We start from the raw sequence: 20,850 nt of genomic DNA on the forward strand, positions 1-20,850 counted from the left end.
GCCTCAAAGCGAAGAAACTTAGGCCTCAAAGGGGAGGGGGAGGGGCGCCCCGGGGATGCGCCCGGGCCTAGCCCAGCTCGCGGACCAGCACGTCCTCGAACACCGCGCTCACCGCCGGTGCCGCGCCGCCGCCCGCGTAGATCCCGATCGCCGGGTCGGTGTCGGCCGGGAGCGTCCACGTGGCCCCGAAGCGCCAGTGCTCGCCGTCGCGCGACGTCGCCGACCGGTACCGGTGCTCGCCGGTTGCCGGGTCCGTCGTGTGGAACAGCCGCAGGTGCATGGTGTCGGCCACCGGGCCGGAGACGAAGCCGCCGAACCGCACGGCGCCGTCGGCCGTGAGCTCCTTGCCGAACTCGACCTGTCGCGTCCGGCCGATCGCCACCGAGCCGAGCCGCAGGAAGTCGTCGTCGCCCGCGTGCACCATGAGGCCCGCCTGCTGGAAGTTGCGCACCGTGTCCTCGCCCAGCGGCAGGCGCACGGTGGCCTCCAGCACGTAGTCGCCCGCGGGCGCGTCGCGCAGCAGCACGGGCGCGTCGTTCCGGGTACCGACCAGGTCGTGGCCGGTCAGCGGCCAGGTCAGCGCACCGTCGGCGACGTCGACGGCGGCCGGACCGTGCTGCCAGCGCCAGCCGGCGTCCAGGTCGCCGTCGAACTCCTCGGCGAACGTCACCGCACCGGGCTCCGGCTCGGCCACACGCGCGGTCACGGGATCGTGCGCCGCGACGACGGTCAGGTTGTCGAGCTCCGCCTCGGCGCCATCGGCCACGAGACGCACCGGCGCCTTGCGGGGCAGCGGCGTCCGCGGCTCGAACCGCACCTCGGCGTCCACGTCACCCAGCCCGCTCGACGACAGCCGCGCGGCGACCACGCCGTCGCGCGCCTCGACGCTCAGCACGTGCCAGGAGGTCAGGTCGGCGTTCGCCGGCAGCGCCGTCCGCACCTGATGGCGCCCCTGCCCGACGACGAGCTCGCGCTCCCGGGCGTCCAGCCGCACCGACACCGCGGCCGGGCCGGCACCGCCGAACCGCACCGTGAACGAGCCCTCGGCGTCGGGCAGCCGCACGTCCGTCTCGACCCGCACGTCGCGCGGCGCGGGCGACGTCTGCACGACGGCGGCGTGCCGCCGGTCCGGGACCAGCCGCGCGATCGACCCGGCGTCGCCGGAATCGTCCGTGCCCCGGGTCAGCGTGCCCGTGATCCGGCGCAGCGCATGCCCGGAGGCCGGGTCGGCGCTCATGATGCCCAGCTCGCTCGCCGCGACGGGCGCGGTCTGCGCGCCCTCGCTCGGGCCCGCCCCCGCGTTGACCACGGGCCAGCCGTCGATCCAGTCGAGCCGGTCCAGCAGGGTGGGCCGGCGGTTCACGCCGCCGGGCTCGTTCAGCCATGCGTCGTCGCGGTCGATGCCGTGGTAGAGCATCCAGTCCTGCCCGGACACGTCGGAGAACACCGCGTGGTGCCCCACACCGATCCACTTGTTGCCGTTCTGCGCGACGACGAGCGTGCCGCCCACGCGGGACTCGTTCAGGCCCACGCCCTCGTGGTCCGTGAACGGCCCTAGCGGCGAGCGCGACCGGCCCGTGTACACGCTGTACCCGGTCACCGGTCCGGAGCAGCAGTTGGCCGACGACCCCATGAGGTAGTACCAGCCGTCGCGCTTGACCACGAAGGCGCCCTCGTAGCGGTCCGCGACGGTCACGCGGGTGGGCTCGCCGACGGCGCGGGTGCCGGTCTCGTCGAGCTCCGTGACCCAGATGCCGCCGTTGAAGCCGCCGAAGTACAGGTAGCGCGAGCCGTCGTCGTCGGCGAAGAGGGCCGGGTCGATCGTGTTGAGGTAGCCGCCGCCGGGCGCGGGGCGGGGGTCCAGGACCGGGCCTCCGGAGTCGGTCCACGGACCGGTCGGGGTGGGCGCCGTGGCCACGCCGATCGTGTAGTCCCAGGCGTCGGGGTTCGCCGCCGTGTCGGTGACCGTGTAGTACATGACGTACTGACCGTCGACGTACCGGATGTCGGGCGCCCAGAAGTAGGAGGCGTCCGCGGCCCAGGCCGGCTTGTTCTCGTCGTCGAAGATGGTGCCCACATACTCCCAGCTCGCCAGGTCGCGGGACTTCGCCACGTGCATGTTGCCGAACGGGCCGCCGGTCACCAGCGGGTCGCTCGTCGCGTACAGGTACCACCAGCCGTCCTTGCCGCGGATCACCGCGGGGTCGGCGTAGGTGTCCGAGAACGGGTCGGTGATCGGGTTGGTGTACGTCGTGCCGGACGGCGGGGGCGCGGCCTGTCCCGTGCCGGGCAGGGCCACGGCGCTGACGACCAGCGCGGCGGTGGCGAGGGCGGCTACGAGCCGGATCTCCATGGTCACGAGTCCCTTCGGGCGGCTGCGCGCCACGTCCTCGGTGACGTGGCCGTCGCTCCTTTACAACGGATAACCACGCGTGAAGTTACAACGGATAACCTGCCGTCGGCAAGGGGTGGTCTAGCCTGGGCCGGTGAGGGTCACGCTGCGCCACGTCGCGGAACGCGCCGGGGTCTCGTTCAAGACCGTGTCGAACGTGATCAACGGGCACCCGAACGTGCGGCCCGAGACCCGCGAGCGCGTCGAGTCGGCCATCGCCGAGCTGCGCTACCGGCCCAACACGTCGGCCCGGAGCCTGCGGCACGGGCGGGCGGGGTTCCTGGCGATCGCGTTGCCGGAGCTCACCTCGCCCTACTTCGCGGGGCTGGCCTCGGAGCTGGCCGCGGCGGCCCGGGCCGTGGGGCAGTCGGTGCTCATCGAGGAGACGTCGGGCGACCTGGCCGGGGAGCGTGCGGTGCTCGACGGCCTGCCGAGCCACCTGGTCGACGGCGTCTTCTTCAGCCCGCTGGTCACGCCGGTCGCGGAGGTCGTGGAGCGCCGCGACGGCACGCCGCTGGTGCTGCTGGGGGAGTACGGGGAGCCGGCGGGCGTGGACCACGTGGGCGTGGACAACGTGGCGGCTGCCCGCGACGTCACCCGGCACCTCCTGGACCTGGGCCGACGTCGGATCGCGGGGATCGGCCTGCAGAGCGGCGCGGGCACGGGGCGGCTGCGCGGCGAGGGCTACCTGGCCGCGCTCGCCGAGGCCGGCGTGCCCGCCGACCCGGACCTCGTGGTCGAGTGCACCGACTACCACCGGGCCAGCGGGGCGGACGCCGTCACGCAGCTGCTCGCCCGCGGCGTCGAGGTCGATGCGGTGTTCTGCTTCAACGACCTGATGGCGCTGGGTGCGCTGCGCGCGCTGCACGAGCACGGGCTGCGGGTGCCGCAGGACGTGGCCGTCGCCGGCTTCGACGGTATCGAGGACGGGCAGTTCTCCGTGCCCTCCCTGACCACGGTGACCCCTGACCTGCCCCTTCTGGCCGCGGAGGCGGTGCGGCTCGTGATGCGGCGTATCGCCGAGCCGGACGCCCCGGCCGAGCACGTGGTGGTGCCCCACGCGATCACCGCCCGCGAGAGCACCGGACCGGGCCCGCACGAGCCGCCGTCCGCGGCCTAGACTCTGTGCAGATCTGCTGGAGCGACGTGAGGATCGAGACCATGACCGAAGAGTGCACGCACCTGGACCAGGTCGCGGTCCTCGAGCCCGAGAACCGGGAGGGCTGTCCCGAGTGCCTCGCCGTCGGCGGCACCTGGGTGCACCTGCGCAGCTGCCTGGTGTGCGGGCAGGTGGGCTGCTGCGACTCCTCCCCGGCCAAGCATGCCACCGCGCACTACAAGGGTTCCGGCCACCCGCTCATGCGGTCCGTCGAGCCGGGTGAGGGCTGGGGCTACTGCTACGCCGACGACGCGATGATCTCGTCGACCACCCTGGGCACCCACAAGTACTGACACCGGCAGCGGCCCTCCGGAGGGAACCATGAAGTCAGGCCTGGTCGTGCTCGGCGTCGTCCTCGTGCTGATGGGCTCCGTGTTCACCGTGCAGGGACTCGGCTACCTCGCCGGCAGCCCGATGACGGGCGTGACCCTGTGGGCGATCGTCGGTCCGGTGCTCGCCCTGGTCGGGGTGGTCGTGATCGTGGCGGCCGCCCGCCGGGGCCGGTCCGGGCACTCCGGCTGACGCGGCAGGGCCGTGAGGCCGGGGCAGTCGAACGTAGGGTTCGTCGGCGCAAGACGGCTCATGCGCCGACGGACCCTACGTTCGACTGACTCCGCGGCGACGAGCCCCAGGTTGACCTCGGGTCAAGGTCAAGGACTACTTCTGAGATTCGTTCAGCACCTTGAGCGCAGTGAGGCCGGCGTCGCCCGGGCGCCACGTCGTGGTCAGCGCCACGTAGCGGGCCGTGCGGTTCACCTCGACGACGCCGTCGCGGCGCACCGGCCCCACGTCGGTGAACGTGAGCCCGTCGTCGCTCACCGAGACCACCGCCGACGGCGCCCGCCCCCGCGTCCAGTCCGTCGCCACGGTGCCGATCTCCCGGGGCGTGCCCAGGTCGGTCACCATCCGCCCGTTCGGCCCCGGCGTCCACGCCGTGTCCCGGTCGCCGTCCACGGCGGCCGACGGCGACGTCATGCCCTCGGGCAGCACCGACGCCGGGAACGTGAGCGTGCTCAGCGCGAGGTCGGCCACGGGGAACGGCGTCCCGGCCGGGAACCGCACCGTCGTGCCGCGCGGCGTCGCGGCGGCCGGTCGGGTCGCCCCGGTCTCGGCGTGCCGCACCGTCACGGCACCCCGGCCCGTCACCGTGAACGTGCGGGCGTCGTCGGCGGTGACCGTGACGCCCTCCGGCGTCGTCCCGCGCGAGCCCGCCACGGTCGCCCGCGGCGCCAGCACCACGGCGTCACCCGCCGGGACCGTCACCTCCAGGGCGGACGAGTCCGCGCCGATCCTCTGCTCGCCCGCGAACACCGGCACCGCGCCCCCGCTCGCGTGCGGCACCGTGACCGTCGTCGACACGTCGTCGGCCGTCAGGTTGAACGCCACCAGGTAACCGTCGACCAGGCTGACCTGGATGCCCGCGGCGTCCGCTGTCGGCACTGCCCGCTCCGCCTGGGCCGACGTCGCCGCGGCGTCACCCGGCACCATCTCGACCAGGCGCGGGCCGGCCGCGCCGTCCGCCAGCCGCACCACGTGTCGCGTGGCGTCGGCCCGCGAGACCGTGATCGGCGCGTCGCCGCCGCGCACCACGAACCCGGCTGAACCCTCCACGTTCAACCAGGACCCGCCACTCGACAGCAGCGGCTCCGAGGCGTCGAACGACGCCGCGTCGTGCCAGGTCACGCCGTCGACCGACGTCTGCACCCGGTACCGCTCGCCCGCCGCCGACTCCCACCCGAGCTGCACCCGGGACACGTCCGTGGGCGCGCCCAGGTCCACCTGCACCCACGAGTCGGGGCGCGTCCGGTCGGCGCGCGAGACCGCCCAGCGGGTCGTCGCGCTGCCGTCCGTCACGGCGCTCGCGGGCCGGCCCGTGTCGGCGCTGGACGCCGTCGCCGGGCGCCCGGCCGCGACGTCGTCGCCGGCGGGGTCGAAGGCACGCAGGTGGAAGAGCGAGTAGCCGTACTGCGGGTGGCCCTGCACGCCCTGCATGCGCACGTACCGTGTGGTCACTGCGGCGGGCTCGGTCGCGTCCGGCGGCACGAGGTCGAGCGTGTCGAGGCGCGCCACGTTCACGTCGGCCGGGTCCGGCTCCGGTTCGGCGACGGTGGTGCTGCCCTCCGCCGTCGTGTAGGTGCGCGACCCGTCCAGCCCGGCGTAGCCGCCCATGGCGAGGTTGCGCACGGACAGGCTCGCGTCGTCCGGCCCCGCGCCCGACGACGCGTAGACCGCGGCGCCGGTCGGCAGCGTGACCTGACCCGCGTACCCGTCGCCGATCCGGAACACCGACGACGTGCCCTCGAAACCGTCGCGCGGCTGCGTGTAGGTGGTCACGTTGCGGTCGCTCACCGTCGCGCCGGAGTCGGGGTAGAGGTAGGTGGACGAGCCCGAGGCGTAGAACAGCCACGAGTCGTGCCCGGGCACCCAGGGGAACTTGACGAAGCCCTTGCGGCTGACGGCGCCGGCCCACGTGTCCGGCGTCTGCTGCACGGTCAGGCCGGGCACCTCGCCGAAGTCGCGCACGCCGGACAGCCGCTCGAAGAACGCGTCCTGCGGCGTCGGCACCACGGGGCCCTCGGCCGACTCGGCGGCCTCCACGTGCAGCAGGTAGGAGATGGCGATCTCGGCGCGGGCCTCGGGCTCGTACTTGGGCTCGCCGGAGAACTTGGTCAGCCGGTTCACGGGCGGGTAGGCCTGGTAGTCCGCCAGGGCTGCGGCGAGGTTGACCTCGGCGCGGGCAGCGTCGGGGTCGCGCAGCACCTGCGCGAGGAACGCCATCGGGATCACGTCGCGCCCGTACAGGAACTCGCGGTCCCGGACCATGGGCATGAAGGGCTCGCCCTGGTCGGACATGACCAGCTTGATGGACTCCCACAGTTCGGCCGAGTTGGGCTGCCGCGTCAGGATCTCGGGCAGCGGCTCGTCACGCAGCAGGAAGTGGATCGCGTTGCGGGCGCCCGAGCGCCACGAGTCGGACTGGTAGTGCGGCCCGAACGACTCGTGGTTCTCCACGATGTACGTGTCGTGGATGTTGTGCATCGTGTTCGACGAGACGGGCTTGCCCGCGACGACGGCCGGGTTGTTGCGGTCCGCCGTCGGCTGACCCGCGGCGTTGCGGCCCCAGTCGGCGAGCTGCTCGGCCCAGCGGCCGGCGTCGGCGTCGTCGGGCGCCCAGGCGAGCCCGGGGGCGAGGGCCTGCGTGTAGACGCCGACCTCCTCCTGCGCGGTGTCGCCGCGGTACTTGCCCTCGGGCCACTCGGTGGTCCAGCTGCCCGACATCGGGTCGTCGGTGAAGTCGAGGTCGGCCGTGTACCGGGACTGGCCGGTGGCGATGGTCGTGAGGTTGGCCTGGGTCCGCGCGTCGAGCTCGTCCCAGAGCAGCGTGCCCGCGGCCAGGAAGTACGACTGGAAGGTCGAGTCCCAGAAGAGCTGGCGGCCCCAGGTGCCCTCGGGGTCGACGAGACGGTTGCTCGCGGCGAAGTGCTCGATGGTCGCCAGGGTGTGCTCGCGCAGCGTGTCCTCGGGGACGCCGGCGAGCTCCGCGTCGTACTCGCCGTGCGTGAGCAGCACCGCGTTGCCCAGGACCACCGCGAAGTTCATGTCCTTGGCCTGGTAGACGCCGGCCGACTCGTCCCAGACGGTCTCGACCCAGCGGGTGTGCCGCAGGAGCGCCGCGTAGTAGTTCGCGGCGGTCTGGTCGGGGGCGCCGTACGCGCCGGGCTGGGTGCTCGCGGGCCCGTTGCGTGCGTCGGTGCCCGTGGCCTGCGCCGGCGTGACGACGGCGACCGTGATCGGCAGCGCGAGGCAGGCGACGGCGAGCCCGGCAATCGCTCTGCGGAACGGTCGCGTCCCTGCATGGAGCCGCGGACGGTGGGTGGGCATCGGTGCCTCCAGGCTGACAGCGCTGTCACGGGTGTTCCGTCAGGAGGCTATCGCACGGGCGGCGCGGGGGCCATGGCCCTGATGAGGTTCATCAGCAGACGGCGGCCGGCGCTCGGTGCGGGTGGGTGCGCTCGCGGGACCGGCCGGCGAACGTAGGGTTCGTCGGCGCATGAGCGCTCTTGCGCCGACGAACCCTACGTCCGGCGCCAGCAGCCGCCAGCCGCCACGCCCACGGATCAGGTCCGGTCCACCTCGTCCATGTCGCCCGTGGCCGGCACGCCCTCGTCGAGGCCGTAGAGCAGGTGCACGGTGCCGGCCGGGCTGGCGACCGGCGGTTCGAGCAGCGACAGGTTGGAGGGAACCGCGCCGCCGTCGAACACCTTCTTGCCGACGCCGAGCATGATGGGGTGCACCCACAGGTCGAGGCGGTCGAAGAGCTTCTCGCGCAGCAGCGTCTGCACCAGGTTCAGGCTGCCCACGACCTTGATGTTCTCGTGCCGGTCCCGGATCTCGCGGACGGCGGCCGGCAGGTCCGGGCCGAGCTGCGTGGACCCGGCCCAGGACAGGTCGGGCGTGCCGCGCGAGGCCACGTACTTGGGGACGCGGTTGAACAGCGTGGCGATCTCGAGGCCGGGCACGCCCTCCTGCTGCGGCCAGTACCCGGCGAAGATGTCGTAGGTGCGCCGGCCCAGCAGCAGGGCGTCGGTGCCCTCGTAGGCGGCGTCGATCTGGTCCCCGACGACGGCGTCGATCAGCGGGGCCTGCCAGCCGCCGAACGGGAAGTTCTCCGGGTCCTCCTCGGGGCCGCCCGGCGCCTGCGCGAGGAGGTCGAGGGTCGCGAACAGCTCGATCTGGATGATGCCCATGGTGTGCTCCCGGCGGTTCCGTTTTCTCCGACGAGGGGTGGACCCGCCGGGAGCGGCAGACTCATCGGGTCACGGCTCGAGGTAGGTGGCGAGGTTCGTCAGCGACGACGTCATGCCCTCGGCGTGGTCGCGGGCGCGGATGCCGTAGGGCACGTCGCGCGCAACGATCTCGACGTCGGTGCCCTCGTCGACCGTGCGCAGGTTCCACTCCATCCGCATCGTGCCCTGGAAGGCCGGGTCGTCGGAGGCGAAGTCGACGTCCGTCGCGATCTGCTCGTCCGGGACGAGCCGCGAGACCCGCACCTCGGACACGTCCGAGTCGGCGGAGGTCTTGCCCGGGAAATCGGTGGCGTCGTCGTAGGTCAGCACCAGGCGGTAGGAGCCGCCCTCGCGCATGTCGAAGTTCTCGAACCGGCCGTGCATCCCTGCGGGCGGCAGCCACTCGACCAGGGCATCGGGGTCGGTCAGCGCGGCGAACACCTCGGCCCGGTCGACGTGGACGAGCAGGCTGGCGCGGTCGGTTCTACCCATGCTCACGACCATAGGGGCGCCAGGGCCGGCGCGCTCCCAAATGAACGGAACATTCGGGGCATAGACGTCGGGGCGACGGGTCGGCAAGATGCACACATCATTTTTCACCCGACGACCCGGAGGTACCCGTGGCTGGCACGTCGACGCCGGAGCCGCTGACCGGCAAGCAGAAGCGCACCATCGCGGGCGGCGCGATCGGCACGCTGATGGAGTACTACGACTACTACCTGTACGGGCTGGCGTCGGCCGCGATCTTCCCGGCCGTGTTCTTCACCGGCGAGGACCCGGTCGTCGCACAGCTCTCGTCGTTCGCGACGTTCGCCGTCGGCTTCTTCCTGCGGCCGGTGGGCGGCCTGGTGTTCGGGCCCATCGGCGACCGTGTCGGCCGCAAGATGACGCTGCTGATCACCGTGGTCGGCATGGGCATCGCGACGGCGGGCATCGGCCTGATCCCCGCGGAGTCCTCGATCGGCATCGCCGCCCCGCTGCTGCTGATCTTCTTCCGCATGTGCCAGGGCTTCTTCGTGGGCGGCGAGATGGGCGGCGCGGCCACGCTCGTCGTCGAGCACGCGCCCGTGGGCCGGCGCGGCCTGTACGGGGCGTTCCTGATCAGCGGCGCCGGCATCGCCAACGTCGCCTCCGCCGGCCTGATGGCAGGCCTGGGGCTCGGGCCGGAGACCTGGTTCATGACGTGGGGCTGGCGCATCCCGTTCGTGCTGGGCCTGGTGCTCGCCATCGTCGCGATCGTGCTCCGCAGCAAGCTCGAGGAGTCCGACGAGTTCAAGGACACCAAGAAGGCCCAGCAGGACGCCGGCGTGCGGCCCCACCCGATCGCCGAGGTCTTCCGGCACCCGAGGAACGCGATCATGGGCATCCTCATCGGCCTCCCGCAGAGCATCGCCGGATACGTGGTGCTCACGTTCGGGATCGCGTACATGGTCAACCAGCAGCACATCCCGGCCTGGCAGGGGTTCGCCGGGACCATGATCGTCGGCCTGCTGCAGGTCTTCGTCGCGCCCGCGTACGGGTTGCTGTCCGACCGGGTCGGCCGCCGCAAGGTCTACATCGCGGGCTGCGTCGGCTTCGCGCTCCTGGTGTGGCCCACGTTCCTGCTGTTCGGCACGAGCAACCTGATCCTGATCTGGGTGGGCATGATCCTGGGCTTCGTCATCCCCGGCGTGGCCATGCAGGCCACGCTGCAGACCATGCTGGCCGAGATGTTCGACCCGGAGGCCCGCACGACCGGCGTGAACATCGGCTACCAGATCTCCAACACGCTGGGTGGCGGGCTCGCGCCGTTCATCTGCACGGCGCTGGTCGCGGCGGTCGGTGGGGCGATCTGGCCCGTTGTCGTCTACTCCGCCGTGATCTGCCTGGTGGGGGCGATCGCCACCGCGACGGCGAACATCAGCACCGACGGTTCGAGGCTGCACGAGCTGAAGGGGGCGCCGTCGGCGACGTCGGGCGTGTGAGGCCGACGCGAGAGAACGCGTGAAGTCGGTTGCCCTGGGTCAGGCGCACGGGGACGATGGGCGGCATGACCGCAGCCCCGTCCCCGTCGCCCCGCCCGGCGCGCACCGCCAACCTCGTCCTCGCCGCCCTCGGCCTCGTTGGGGTCGCGCTGATCGGAGTCGCTGTCTGGGTCGCCACCCGTCCGTTCGCCGGCGGCTGGTTCGCGTACGCGCCGTTGTCGGCGACGACGTACACACCGTTCATCGCGCCGTCGTCGGCGTGGCCTGCGCTGTTCGCCGGGGCGGGCGCCCTCGCCCTCGGCGCGGTGGCGGGCTACGTCGTCGGACGGCGGGGGCGGCCCGCGAACCCGGTGGCCGACGACGGCGCCGGACCGGGCGGCATCGACCGGTAGGTCCTCGGGCGGCCCGCGCCGTGACCGGCGGCGTCACCTCTGGTCCTTGTTCCACGGGAAGTCGGCGTGCCGGTTCAGGCGGCGAGCCGCACCGGCATGAGGAGGACGACGGCGTCCGGGCCGTGCGCCGCTGCCAGGCGGAGGGTGTCGCGCTCGCCCGCCGTCAGCAGCAGGTCGGCGTCGCCGAACGAGCGGACGGCGTCGGCGAGGTACTGCCGGTCGAACGCCACGGTGCCGCGCGCGTCGCCGATGTGGAGCTCGGCGGGGTCGAGGCCGAGCAGGACCAGGTCGCGCCGCCCGGCGTCCGCCCCGTTCGCGGTTTCGACCCGGTACAGGAGATCAGGCGCGGTGACGGAGGTGCCCACCTTCTCCTCGACGCCCCGGAATCCGTGCGCGGCGAGGACCGCCTCGTAGTCGGGGTAGAGCGCGTCGATCGACGTCCCGTCCAGGCCGCCCAGCGTGACGCGGTCCGCGGTCAGGGACACGCCGACCTGCCCCGTCTCCGGGCGGTCGAGGAAGGCGTCCACGACGGCGACCGGCACGATGACGCGCACCGGCGGGCCGTCCACGCCCGCCGCGGGAAGGGCGGAGACGGCCAGCCGGTGACGGTCGGTCGCGACCAGCCGGAGGGCGGCGTCGCCGACGTCGAACAGCACGCCGTGCAGCGCCGGCCAGTCGGCCTGCTCGCCGACGGCGTGCCGCACGGACCCGAGCGCTGAACGCAGCGCGACGGCGTCGACCGTGAGGCTGGTCGTCACCCCCAGGAGCTCGCGCGCCTCGGCGAGCTGGGCGGTCGCCGCCCCGAGCTCGGCCTCCAGCCGGCGCTGATGGGCGTCGACCACCCGGCGTGCGGTGACCGGGTCGGCGGTGATGACGCGGCCGATGTCGGACACCGGCATGCCGGTCCGGCGCATCCGGGCGACGAGCCGGGCCCGTTCGACCTGGTCCGGCGCGTACCGGCGGTAGCCCGTGGCCGGGTCCACGTGCGCGGGCCGGAGCAGGCCCGCGGCGTCGTAGTAGCGCAGGGCGCTGACGGGCAGGCCCGAGGCGCGCGCGAACGCGCCGACGGTCAGCAGCGTGACGTGGTGCACGGGTACAGCATCGACCCTCGACCCGGTCGAGGGTCCAGTCCGGTCACGACGGCGTCGCCGCCCGGAGCCGGGTGGCCGCTAGCGCGCACACCCCGAGCGTGACGGCGCAGCAGCACAGGGCGGCGCCCGGGGAGGCTTGCTCGGCCAGGGCTCCGAGCAGGTTGTTGGACACCACGACCGGTGCGAGCTGCGCCAGTGCCGTCCACGCCTGGACGCGTGCCAGGTGGGTGCGTGGCGCGCTGCCCAGCACGAACGGCGCCAGGTGCGCGACGGCGACACCCGTCCCCACCCCGACGACGGCGGCCGCGCCGGCGGTCAGGGCCGGTGCGCCCTCGCCCGAGGCGGCGACAAGCGCCACGCCTGTCGCCGCCACGGCCAGCCCCAGGGCCACGGCCCGCCAGGTCGCGCCCGCCGTCCCGGTCCGGGCCACGACGAGCGCGACGCCGATCGATCCCGCCGCCTGCGCGGCGACCACGAGCCCGGTCGTGCCCGCGCTCCATCCGGACTCCCGTCCGAGCAGGGGCACGAGCAACGCCGACACCGGCAGCACGACGGCGGCCACGGTGCCGGTCAGCACGAGCGCCCCCGCCAGGCCGCGGGTCCGGGCGACCACGCGGGCGCCGTCGGACAGGGACCGCCAGAACCGTTCCGTGCCGGCGACGACCTCGCGCCGGGGCCGGAGCACGGCTACGACGACGAGCACGGCGGCGAAGCAGACGGCGTCGGCCACCGCGATCGTGGGCAGACCCACCGTGGCGACCAGGATGCCGCCGAGCGGTGCGCCGGCGAGCAGTACGGCTTGGCCCAGGCCTTGGCGCAGGGCCATCGCCCGGGGGAGCGCGGCGTCGTCGACCAGGCGGCGGGGCATCGAACCGAGGGCGGGCAGGGAGAACGCCGACACAACGCCGGAGGCCAGGCCTGCGGTGGCAAGGAGCCACGGCGCCGGCCCGGCATCGTCCAGGCCGAACGCCAGCGCGAGGCAGACCGCGACCATGACGGCCTCGGTGCACAGGAGCAGGCGCCGGGCGCCGACGCGGTCCGCGACGGAGCCGCCCACGAGCACCAGGAGCAGCCGGGGCAGGCCGGACGCCGTCAGGACGAGCGCGGCCACCTGGCCGCCGTGCGACGCCGCGGCCCAGCCGAGGGCGAACCAGAGGACGGCGTCGCCGAGCTGGCTGAGGGTGCTCGCGGCGAGAAAGACGAGCCAGGTGCGGGGGAGCGGAGTGGGCATGGCTGGACCCTGGAGGGTCGAGCGGGTCGAGGGTCAACCCGCTCCCGCTGCGGTACCCGTCGCGCGACTACGATCGAGCGGTGCGACTGTTCGAGAACCTGACCGCCACGCAGGAACCCGCCTGGCCGGAGCTGCGGCGGCTCGTGGCCGAGGCCTCGGTCCCCGTCGAGATCCTCGCGCCCGAGGACGCGACCAGCCGGCGCACGCTCGAGCAGCTCCAGGTCACGACGAAGTCCTTTCTCGGTGCCGTCGTGGTGCACACCGGTGGACTGCTGGTCGACCACGGCTGGCTACGCGTGTACGGGAGCCCGGCGCCGGACGTCTTCGGTCAGGAACCAGGCGCCCGGCTGCCCGGTCTGGCCGCGATGAACGATTTCCCGCCCGCGCCTGTCGCCGACTGGTCCGCGGCGCCAGGGCTCGTCGTGGCCCACGACGTGCTCGGCGGGACCTTCGTGCTCAACGGGGCCGACCCCGCCGCCGTCGGGCGTCCCGGCAATCCTGGCGAGATGATCTACCTCGCGCCGGACACTCTCCAGTGGGAGGGGCTCGGGGCCGGCTACGCCGCCTGGCTCATGTGGGTGCTCGACGGCGGCCTGGCGGAGTTCACCAGCGGGCTGCGGTGGGACGGCTGGGAGGCCGAGGCCCGCGACCTGAGCGGCGACAGCGGCCTGAACTTCTACCCGCCGCTCTGGTCCAAGGAGGCGCACGAGAACCTCGCCGCCACCAGCCGGGCCGTGGTGCCGATGGCGGAGCTGGTGGGGCTCGCGCGGTCCACCGCCGCGGAGATCGACGGAGTCGACCTGGGGGCGCTGGGGAAGTTCAGCGACCGGGTCTGATCGGCCCAGGCCAGAGCGTTCTCTGGCCTGGGCCACTCGCGTCAGTCGCGGTCGAGCTGCGTTGCCGTCGGCTCCCCGACGGCTCCGCTCCGGAGCCGGCCGTCGGCGCGGTCCTCCCAGAACGTCGCGTTCTCGATGCCGAGCCGCCGCGGGTCGAACTGCGGGTCCAGCCCCCGCTTCTTCTGCTCCCGGTAGTCCTTCAGCGCCTTCAGCGCAGGACCCTGGAGGAACAGGATGCCGACGATGTTCAGCCAGGCCATCGAGCCGACGCCGATGTCGCCGAGACCCCAGGCCGCCCCTGCGGTGGTCACCGCCCCGTAGGCCACCGAGACCAGCACCAGGGCCTGCAGCGCACGCTGCATGGCACGCGCCGCCAGCCGGTTGGTCATCTTGCGGGTCAGGTAGTTCAGGTTGGTCTCGGCCATGTAGTAGTACGCCACGATCGTGGTGAACACGAAGAACGAGACGACGACGGCGATGAACGTGGGGCCGGCACCCGGGAACACCGAGTCGAGACCCTGCTGCACGAAGCCCGGTCCGGGCTCGACGTCGGGGCTCAGCCCGCCGCCACCCTCCTGGATCACGTCGCTCGGCCAGACCTCGCCCGCGAAGGTGTTGTACATGCCCGTCGAGATGATGGTGAACGCCGTGGCGGAGCAGACGAGGAGGGTGTCCACGTACACCGCGAAGGACTGTGCGAAGCCCTGCTTGGCCGGGTGCGAGACCTCGGCGGCCGCTGCCGCGTGCGGACCGGTGCCCTGACCCGCCTCGTTGGAGTAGATGCCGCGCTGTACACCCCACTTGATCGCGAGGCCGATGATCGCCCCGAACACCGGCTGGACGCCGAAGGCGCTGCCGAAGATCAGCCCGAACACCTGCGGGATCTCGGTGAAGTTGACGAAGAAGACGATGACCGCGATGAGGATGTAGAGCAGGGCCATCACGGGGACGACGACCACCGCGAAGTTCGCGATGCGCTTGACGCCACCGATGACGATGAAGCCCAGCAGGATCACCAGGCCGATGGCGGTCACCCAGGTGGGGACACCCCACGCGGTGTCGATCGCCGACGCCATGCCGTTGGCCTGCACACCCGGGAGGAAGAAGCTCATCGCGAGGATGGTGACGACCGCGAAGAGGATCCCGTAGGCCAGCGAGAGGCCACGGGCCTTGTGCTTGTAGGCCTTCTCGAAGTAGTAGGCCGGGCCACCGCGGTACTCACCGGTGTCCGGGTCCTTCTCCTTGTAGATCTGGCCGAGCGTGCACTCGATGAACGACGTTGCGGCGCCCAGGAAGGCGGACGTCCACATCCAGAAGACGGCCCCGGGACCGCCGAAGGCGATCGCCGTCGCGACGCCGGCGATGTTCCCCACGCCCACGCGGCCGGCGAGCGACATCATCAGGGACTGGAAGGAGGACGTGCCGTCCTCCGATTTCTCGCCCTTCTTGAGCTGGGCGATCATGTCAGGGATGTGCCGCACCTGGAGGAAGCCGGTGCGGAGGGAGAAGTACAGACCGGCGAGAAGACACAGGGCGATCAATGGGATCGACCAGATCAGCTCGTTCACGGTGCCGATGGAATCGGCAAAGCTCATGCGTAGCTCCTGGGTGTGGTTGTTCGGACACGCGCACCGGAGGCGACCTGTGAGCGCGGTCACGGACTGGCAACGTCGGACACCCTAACGGGTGAAATGTGGGTGAACGCCAGTCCTTCGCCCGAAGGTGGGCCTCTGGGCCCAGAAGTGTGGTTACGCCGGCCAGGCGGGACAGTTCCACCCGCCGCCGTCCCACTCGACGAGGAACGGCTCGGCGTGGGGGAGCGGCGCTCCCCACACGGAGGCACCGAGCGAGCACAGCCGGCTCAGGGCGACGGACGTGTCCGTCGTCGGACGCCACATCCTGTCTGCACCGAACCTCTTCTCACTCGACCGCGACCCCGGTCTCCCTCTCCAGCGCCTCCAGCAGCCGGTTCTGGAACCCCAGGTCCAGCGCCGCGGCATGCGGCTCCTGCCGCTCCCGGTGATACCAGTACCCGCCGGTCGTCAGCGCCTCCGGATCGGCACTCGTCGCCAGCCACTCCTGCGTGCGGTGGCCCAGCTCCAGATCGTCCGGGGCGCCCGCCCCGCCCATGCGCGTGGGCACCCACCCGGGGTCGACGGCGTTGCTCAGCACCCCCGGACGCAGGCGCGCGACGGCGGCCGCCAGGGCCGTGACGTACAGCTTGCTGTCGCCGTACGAGCCCGGCTTCCGCCCCTGCCAGTCGACGCCGTCGAGCACCGGGCGACCGCTGTAGTGCGAGCCGCTGCTCAGGTACACGAGCCGGCGCGGGCCGGGCAGCAGGGCCGTGAGCAGGTACGGGGCCACGATGTTGACCGGCATGACCGCCCGGCCGCTCCACACCCCGGCGTTGTGGATCACCGCGTCCAGCTGGGCGTCGTCGGCCAGGCGGGCGGCGAGGTCGTGGACGGCGTCTCGCTCGCCGAGGTCGGCCACCACGAGATGAGCGCCGCGGTCGACCAGCGGCCGCAGCGCCTCCGCCCGGTCCGGGTTGCGCGCGTGCACCACCACCTCGTGCCCCTCGGTCAGGAGCGCGTCGGCAGCGAGGCGGCCCAGCCCGTCGGCGGAACCCGTGACGAGGATCCGGTGCACGGTCGCAGAGTCCATGACCTCGATCGTAGGCGCGACCCGGTTCCGGGACCCGGGCCAGGGCTCAGGTCTTGGTCCGGTAGATCCGCATCGCGATCGGCCCCAGCACCGCCGTCAGGACGACGGACGCGACCAGCACCCAGAGGATCGCGGAGGTGTCCGGGCTGCCCGCCATCAGGCTGCGCTCTGCGGTGACCAGGTGGGTCACGGGGTTCACCTCGACGAACGCGCGCAGCCCGGACGGCATGGTGGCCGGGTCGACGAACACGTTCGAGGCGAACGTCAGCGGCATGAGCACCAGCATCGAGATGCCCATGACGGCGTTCGGCGAGCGCACCAGCAGCCCCAGGATGATGAACGTCCAGCTCAGCGCGAAGGCGAACACCAGCAGGAGCAGCACGCCGAGTACCACGCCCGCCGGCCCGCCCTCGGGCCGGAATCCCAGCAGGAGGCCCAGCGCGATCGTGATCACCGAGGCGATCGTGTAGCGCACGGTGTCGCCCAGGAGGGCGCCGACCACCGGCGACGGCCGCCAGATCGGCAGCGAGCGGAACCGGTCGAAGACGCCCTTGGAGATGTCGTTGTTGAGCGTGTAGCCGGTGTAGATGGTCACGAACAGGATGGTCTGCACCAGGATCCCCGGCAGCAGGAACTGCACGTACGCCTGCGTGGAGCCGGCCAGCGCCCCGCCGAACAGGTACGTGAACATCAGCGTGAAGATGACGGGGGAGACCAGCACGTCGAAGAGCTGCTCTGGCACGTGCTTGATCTTCAGCAGCGCGCGCCAGCCGAACGTCAGCGTGGTCGACAGGGCCGACGGCCGGGTGGGCCGGTCGGTCAGGGCGACGGCGTCACGCAGGGTCGTGGCGGTCATCGCGGCACCTCGGTGGTCTCGCGGGATCGGGTGTCGCGCTCCGGGGCCGGCTCCTCGTCGTCTGGCAGGGGCTGGCCGGTGAGGGCGAGGAAGACCTCGTCGAGGCTCGGCTGGCCGAGCGTGAACTCCGGCACGCTGATCCCGGCCTCGGTCAGGGCGGGGAGCAGGCGGGGGACGGCGTCCGTGCCGTCGTCCGGGACGCGGGCCGCGATGGCGTGCGGGTCGGAGTCGTAGGTGACCTCGGTGCCGAGCACACGCTCGGTGATCTCGGCGGCCCGGGTGCGGTCGGTCACCTCGGCGACGCGCAGGTGCACGGCCCCCTCGCCGACCGACCGCTTGAGGTCGCTGGATGTCCCCTCGGCGATGGTCCGACCGTGGTCGACGACGGCGATGCGGTCGGCCAGCTGGTCGGCCTCGTCGAGGTACTGCGTCGTGAGCAGCACGGTGGCGCCGTCGTCCACCAGCACACGGACGATGTCCCACACCTGGTTGCGGCTGCGTGGATCCAGACCTGTGGTCGGCTCGTCCAGGAACAGCACGCGCGGGGCGAGCACGAGCGAGGCGGCGAGGTCGATGCGCCGGTGCATGCCGCCGGAGTAGGTCTTGACCTGGCGCGATCCGGCATCGGCCAGGTCGAACGCCTCCAGCAGGCCCTGGACCCGGCGGCGGGCCGCGGCGGGCGCGAAGCCGTAGAGGCGGGCGAGCATGATGAGGTTCTCCGTGCCGGTCAGGTCCTCGTCCACGGACGCGTACTGCCCGGTGAGGCCGACGGCGGAGCGGACGGCGTCGGCGTCGTGCACCACGTCGTGGCCCAGGACGCTGGCGGTCCCGGCGTCGGGCCGCAGCAGGGTGGCGAGCATGCGGACGACCGTGGTCTTGCCGGCCCCGTTGGGGCCGAGCAGGCCGAAGACGCTGCCCTCGCCGATCGACAGGTCGATACCGTCGACGGCCTTGGTGACGGACTTGCGGCTGGTGAAGTGCTTGACGAGGCCGCGTGCCTCGACAGCCGGCGAGTCGGTCATGGGATCCTCCCGCTCTCCACTGTGGCGGCCCGGGCCTCGATCCGACTCGGAAGCGGTCGAGGCAGTGGATCCGTCAGGGCAGCCGCGGCGGCGACGGCGCGGCGGTCTGCCGCAGCCGGTCGGCCAGCTCGTCGGCCAGCGACCTCGCGCGCGCCAGCTCCTCGAGGATCCTGCGGACCGCGTAGTCGTGACCGGTCGGCGCGACCGGGGCGACTGCCATCTTCCACGTGCGGTTCATGCGTTGGTCCTGTCGATCGGCGGTCTGGCTCTCACCGTGGTGAGCACCGAACCAGCGTGATCGACGTCACCGCCGCCGGTCCAGGGACCAAAGTCCTGCGGTTGCCGGGGCCAACGCCACCCGGACGGTGCGGCCTGGGCGCACGGTCGCTGTCGGCGCTGGTCCTACGGGTTCGAGGAGCTGCGGCAGGTGCTGGTGCCGACGGCGTGGTGAGCGTGATGATCGTCGGTCGCGGGCGCCGCGGGGGCCCGCACTAGGCTGAGCCGCATGCCTGACTCCACGACGGCCGGTCCGGTGGACCGTCGCGAGACCTCGCCCGGACAACTGCCCGACAGTGTGTTCAAGGTGCCTACCCTCGACGAGGTCGCGCTGCGGGCCGGGGTGTCGCGCTCGGTGGCGTCCCGCGCCATGAACAACGCCCGCAACGTCAGCCCCGCCAAGCGGGAGGCCGTGGCCCGCGCGGCGACCGAGCTCGGCTACGTCCCGAACGCGACGGCTCGCGCCCTGGCGACGAGCACGGGCAGCTCGGTGGTCCTGGCCGTGTCCGACGACGACCCGGCGCTGTTCGGCGACCCGTTCTTCTCCCAGGTGCTCGTCGGCGTGGCGGGAGCGCTGGACCGGTCGGATCTGGACCTGACGCTCATGCTGGTGTCGTCGGAGCGGGGTCAGGCCCGGCTCGAACGGCTGCTGCGCTCGCGGCGCTCCGACGGGCTGATGCTCATGGCCCTGCGCGCGGACGACCCGCTGAACCGGCTCGTGGCGGCGACCGGGCTGCCGGTCGTGGTCGGCGGCCGGCCGCTGCACGGCGAGGCCCGGTGGTACGTCGACGTCGACAACCGAGGCGGCGCCCGCCTCGCCGCCGAGCACCTGCTCGGATCCGGGCGCACCCGCATCGCCACGATCACCGGCCCGATGGACCTTCAGGCGTCGGTCGCCCGGTACGACGGGTTCGTCGACGCCCTGGCGGTGGCGGGGCGTGGCTCGGACCTGGTCGAGCACGCCGACTTCAGCTTCGAGGGCGGTGCCCGGGCGATGGAGCGGCTGCTCGCCGTCCACCCCGACATCGACGGCGTCTTCGCCGCCTCGGACAACATGGCGGCCGGGGCCGTCCGCACCCTCAGGGCGCAGGGCCGCCGCGTGCCCGACGACGTCGCGGTGGTCGGCTTCGACGACCTGGAGATCGCGCAGCACACGGAGCCGGCGCTTACCACCGTCAGCCAGCCGATCCGTGGCCTCGGTCAGGAGATGGCCACGATGCTGGTGCGCCTGATCAGTGGTGAGTCGCCGACCCCGGTCATCCTGCCGACCCGCCTGGTCGTGCGGGGGTCGGCACCGGGCGGAGCCTGACCCGCGCCGGGCGAGGTCAGTACTGGGTGTACTTGACCCAGTCGTAGGTCGCCGTCCGCTGGCCGGTGTAGTTGAACGGCCCGAGCCAGCTGTCGACGCCGGTCCCCGGCCACAGGTTCATCATGATGCGCTGCGGACGCGTGGGAAGCGGGCCGCGCGAGCCGTTCTCCTGGTGGACGAGGCGGCCGTCGACGAACCAGTTGATCGTGCCGCCGTTCCACCACTCGATGGCGTAGTCGTGGTACCCGGCCGCGGCGTCGAAGCCGAGGTTGATGACCGACTCGTGCCCGCCGACGCCGTTGGTGAAGTAGTTGGTCTGCATCTGCCACGTGTTCTTGCCGAGGATCTCCACGTCGATCTCGTCCCACGGCTGGCCGTCGCTCGGCCCGGTGTAGGTGAAGAACGAGGTGACGATCCCCGACCCGGACGCCGCCTTCATGCGGACCTCGAAGCGCCCGTAGGAGTACAGCTCGTTGCTGCGGTACTCCCCGGAGGCGTACGGCTTGCCCGAGCAGCCGCTCGGGCACGGCGTGTTGTTCAGGTTCAGACCCATGACGCCGCCGCTGTGCCAGACGTGGTCGGCCCGCCAGCCGGCGTTGAACATGCCGCCGTTGCTCCAGCCGTCGGCCTTGTTCCAGCGGCCGGTGTTGTACGAGTCGAGGTTGTCGGTGAAGCTGCCGCCCACCGCGGCGGCCGGGGGCGTCAGACCGGGTGTCGCCGAGAGCCCGAGCAGCAGGCCGAGGGCCAGCGCCGGGGCCAGGCCCAGGAGCCGGCGCCGACGTCGGGCGGTGGAGCGGGGCTGCGTCGTCGTCGATCGCATGCGTACCTCCGTTGGTACTCGTGGTGGGTGGTGCCTGGCTGGTAGGTGGTG

19 protein-coding genes are annotated in these 20,850 nt (G+C 72.6%); 7 read left to right on the forward strand and 12 right to left on the reverse strand.

Annotated elements, in window-relative coordinates; all coding sequences use genetic code 11:
- Positions 1-67: 67 nt before the first annotated feature.
- Positions 68-2,353, reverse strand: coding sequence for a family 43 glycosylhydrolase (locus tag ACH47X_RS01325; protein WP_397401500.1), 2,286 nt, complete (start codon positions 2,351-2,353; stop codon positions 68-70).
- A gap of 133 nt (positions 2,354-2,486) precedes the next feature.
- Here ACH47X_RS01325 and ACH47X_RS01330 point away from each other — a divergent pair, with 133 nt between their 5' ends.
- The 3 genes from ACH47X_RS01330 to ACH47X_RS01340 are packed head-to-tail and all read left to right on the forward strand — an operon-like array spanning position 2,487 to position 4,073.
- Positions 2,487-3,512, forward strand: coding sequence for a LacI family DNA-binding transcriptional regulator (locus ACH47X_RS01330; RefSeq protein WP_036960010.1), 1,026 nt, complete (start codon positions 2,487-2,489; stop codon positions 3,510-3,512).
- A gap of 41 nt (positions 3,513-3,553) precedes the next feature.
- The gene (locus ACH47X_RS01335; RefSeq protein ID WP_036960023.1) at positions 3,554-3,844 is read left to right on the forward strand and encodes a UBP-type zinc finger domain-containing protein; all 291 of its coding nucleotides are present in this window, start codon (positions 3,554-3,556) and stop codon (positions 3,842-3,844) included.
- Positions 3,845-3,872: 28 nt separating this feature from the next.
- A complete protein-coding gene (locus tag ACH47X_RS01340) occupies positions 3,873-4,073 on the forward strand; it encodes a hypothetical protein (protein ID WP_397400674.1) in 201 nt (66 codons plus the stop codon).
- 135 nt (positions 4,074-4,208) lie between these two features.
- On the opposite strand, the gene ACH47X_RS01345 is transcribed toward ACH47X_RS01340, so the two are convergent.
- The 3 genes from ACH47X_RS01345 to ACH47X_RS01355 all read right to left on the reverse strand — a co-directional run bounded on the left by ACH47X_RS01345 (position 4,209) and on the right by ACH47X_RS01355 (position 8,830).
- Entirely contained in the window at positions 4,209-7,433 is a 3,225-nt protein-coding gene (locus ACH47X_RS01345) for a discoidin domain-containing protein (RefSeq protein ID WP_397400676.1), read from the reverse strand.
- Between the two features lie 236 nt (positions 7,434-7,669).
- Complete coding sequence (locus tag ACH47X_RS01350; RefSeq protein WP_397400678.1) at positions 7,670-8,299, reverse strand: dihydrofolate reductase family protein; 630 nt, start codon at positions 8,297-8,299, stop codon at positions 7,670-7,672.
- Positions 8,300-8,368: 69 nt separating this feature from the next.
- Positions 8,369-8,830: an SRPBCC domain-containing protein gene (locus ACH47X_RS01355; RefSeq protein WP_397400680.1), complete on the reverse strand. Its 462-nt coding sequence runs from the start codon at positions 8,828-8,830 to the stop codon at positions 8,369-8,371.
- A gap of 128 nt (positions 8,831-8,958) precedes the next feature.
- Between ACH47X_RS01355 and ACH47X_RS01360 the strand changes: the two genes are divergently transcribed.
- Together ACH47X_RS01360 and ACH47X_RS01365 are read left to right on the forward strand one after the other, a co-directional pair.
- Positions 8,959-10,302 carry an MFS transporter gene (locus ACH47X_RS01360; RefSeq protein WP_397400682.1) on the forward strand — a complete coding sequence of 448 codons (1,344 nt, stop codon included), beginning with the start codon at positions 8,959-8,961 and terminating at the stop codon, positions 10,300-10,302.
- Between the two features lie 65 nt (positions 10,303-10,367).
- Entirely contained in the window at positions 10,368-10,694 is a 327-nt protein-coding gene (locus tag ACH47X_RS01365) for a hypothetical protein (protein WP_397400684.1), read from the forward strand.
- Between the two features lie 74 nt (positions 10,695-10,768).
- On the opposite strand, the gene ACH47X_RS01370 is transcribed toward ACH47X_RS01365, so the two are convergent.
- Together ACH47X_RS01370 and ACH47X_RS01375 are read right to left on the reverse strand one after the other, a co-directional pair.
- On the reverse strand, positions 10,769-11,785 hold the full coding sequence (locus ACH47X_RS01370; protein WP_397400686.1) for a DNA polymerase III subunit beta family protein: 1,017 nt from the start codon (positions 11,783-11,785) through the stop codon (positions 10,769-10,771).
- A 43-nt stretch (positions 11,786-11,828) separates the two neighbouring features.
- On the reverse strand, positions 11,829-13,016 hold the full coding sequence (locus ACH47X_RS01375; RefSeq protein ID WP_397400688.1) for an MFS transporter: 1,188 nt from the start codon (positions 13,014-13,016) through the stop codon (positions 11,829-11,831).
- Between the two features lie 80 nt (positions 13,017-13,096).
- Here ACH47X_RS01375 and ACH47X_RS01380 point away from each other — a divergent pair, with 80 nt between their 5' ends.
- A complete protein-coding gene (locus ACH47X_RS01380) occupies positions 13,097-13,852 on the forward strand; it encodes a DUF2625 family protein (protein WP_397400690.1) in 756 nt (251 codons plus the stop codon).
- A 41-nt stretch (positions 13,853-13,893) separates the two neighbouring features.
- On the opposite strand, the gene ACH47X_RS01385 is transcribed toward ACH47X_RS01380, so the two are convergent.
- The 5 genes from ACH47X_RS01385 to ACH47X_RS01405 all read right to left on the reverse strand — a co-directional run bounded on the left by ACH47X_RS01385 (position 13,894) and on the right by ACH47X_RS01405 (position 18,632).
- Positions 13,894-15,447 (reverse strand): alanine/glycine:cation symporter family protein, encoded by a 1,554-nt coding sequence (locus ACH47X_RS01385; protein WP_397400692.1) that lies wholly within the window; start codon positions 15,445-15,447, stop codon positions 13,894-13,896.
- Positions 15,448-15,772: 325 nt separating this feature from the next.
- On the reverse strand, positions 15,773-16,501 hold the full coding sequence (locus tag ACH47X_RS01390) for an SDR family NAD(P)-dependent oxidoreductase (RefSeq protein ID WP_397401502.1): 729 nt from the start codon (positions 16,499-16,501) through the stop codon (positions 15,773-15,775).
- A gap of 61 nt (positions 16,502-16,562) precedes the next feature.
- Positions 16,563-17,372 (reverse strand): ABC transporter permease, encoded by an 810-nt coding sequence (locus ACH47X_RS01395; protein WP_397400694.1) that lies wholly within the window; start codon positions 17,370-17,372, stop codon positions 16,563-16,565.
- Entirely contained in the window at positions 17,369-18,394 is a 1,026-nt protein-coding gene (locus tag ACH47X_RS01400) for an ATP-binding cassette domain-containing protein (protein ID WP_397400696.1), read from the reverse strand. The genes ACH47X_RS01395 and ACH47X_RS01400 overlap by 4 nt, the downstream gene beginning before the upstream one ends.
- Positions 18,395-18,467: 73 nt before the next feature.
- Positions 18,468-18,632: a hypothetical protein gene (locus ACH47X_RS01405; protein WP_160158997.1), complete on the reverse strand. Its 165-nt coding sequence runs from the start codon at positions 18,630-18,632 to the stop codon at positions 18,468-18,470.
- Positions 18,633-18,899: 267 nt separating this feature from the next.
- On the opposite strand from ACH47X_RS01405, the gene ACH47X_RS01410 reads away from it, so the two are divergent.
- Entirely contained in the window at positions 18,900-19,979 is a 1,080-nt protein-coding gene (locus ACH47X_RS01410) for a LacI family DNA-binding transcriptional regulator (RefSeq protein ID WP_397400698.1), read from the forward strand.
- Between the two features lie 16 nt (positions 19,980-19,995).
- On the opposite strand, the gene bglS is transcribed toward ACH47X_RS01410, so the two are convergent.
- Complete coding sequence (gene bglS, locus ACH47X_RS01415) at positions 19,996-20,799, reverse strand: beta-glucanase (protein WP_397400700.1); 804 nt, start codon at positions 20,797-20,799, stop codon at positions 19,996-19,998.
- Positions 20,800-20,850: the final 51 nt, after the last annotated feature.

Origin of the sequence: Promicromonospora kroppenstedtii, assembly GCF_044389675.1 — a bacterium.
GTDB lineage: Bacteria > Actinomycetota > Actinomycetes > Actinomycetales > Cellulomonadaceae > Promicromonospora > Promicromonospora kroppenstedtii.

What these genes read in the sequence shown, in the direction of transcription:
- ACH47X_RS01410 (WP_397400698.1), top strand. Translation starts at nt 18,900, where the DNA reads ATGCCTGACTCCACGACGGCCGGTCCGGTGGACCGTCGCGAGACCTCG.
- ACH47X_RS01405 (WP_160158997.1), bottom strand. Translation starts at nt 18,632, where the DNA reads ATGAACCGCACGTGGAAGATGGCAGTCGCCCCGGTCGCGCCGACCGGT.
- ACH47X_RS01400 (WP_397400696.1), bottom strand. Translation starts at nt 18,394, where the DNA reads ATGACCGACTCGCCGGCTGTCGAGGCACGCGGCCTCGTCAAGCACTTC.
- ACH47X_RS01385 (WP_397400692.1), bottom strand. Translation starts at nt 15,447, where the DNA reads ATGAGCTTTGCCGATTCCATCGGCACCGTGAACGAGCTGATCTGGTCG.
- ACH47X_RS01335 (WP_036960023.1), top strand. Translation starts at nt 3,554, where the DNA reads ATGACCGAAGAGTGCACGCACCTGGACCAGGTCGCGGTCCTCGAGCCC.
- ACH47X_RS01365 (WP_397400684.1), top strand. Translation starts at nt 10,368, where the DNA reads ATGACCGCAGCCCCGTCCCCGTCGCCCCGCCCGGCGCGCACCGCCAAC.
- ACH47X_RS01350 (WP_397400678.1), bottom strand. Translation starts at nt 8,299, where the DNA reads ATGGGCATCATCCAGATCGAGCTGTTCGCGACCCTCGACCTCCTCGCG.
- ACH47X_RS01355 (WP_397400680.1), bottom strand. Translation starts at nt 8,830, where the DNA reads ATGGGTAGAACCGACCGCGCCAGCCTGCTCGTCCACGTCGACCGGGCC.
- ACH47X_RS01345 (WP_397400676.1), bottom strand. Translation starts at nt 7,433, where the DNA reads ATGCCCACCCACCGTCCGCGGCTCCATGCAGGGACGCGACCGTTCCGC.
- ACH47X_RS01395 (WP_397400694.1), bottom strand. Translation starts at nt 17,372, where the DNA reads ATGACCGCCACGACCCTGCGTGACGCCGTCGCCCTGACCGACCGGCCC.
- bglS (WP_397400700.1), bottom strand. Translation starts at nt 20,799, where the DNA reads ATGCGATCGACGACGACGCAGCCCCGCTCCACCGCCCGACGTCGGCGC.
- ACH47X_RS01325 (WP_397401500.1), bottom strand. Translation starts at nt 2,353, where the DNA reads ATGGAGATCCGGCTCGTAGCCGCCCTCGCCACCGCCGCGCTGGTCGTC.
- ACH47X_RS01340 (WP_397400674.1), top strand. Translation starts at nt 3,873, where the DNA reads ATGAAGTCAGGCCTGGTCGTGCTCGGCGTCGTCCTCGTGCTGATGGGC.
- ACH47X_RS01375 (WP_397400688.1), bottom strand. Translation starts at nt 13,016, where the DNA reads ATGCCCACTCCGCTCCCCCGCACCTGGCTCGTCTTTCTCGCCGCGAGC.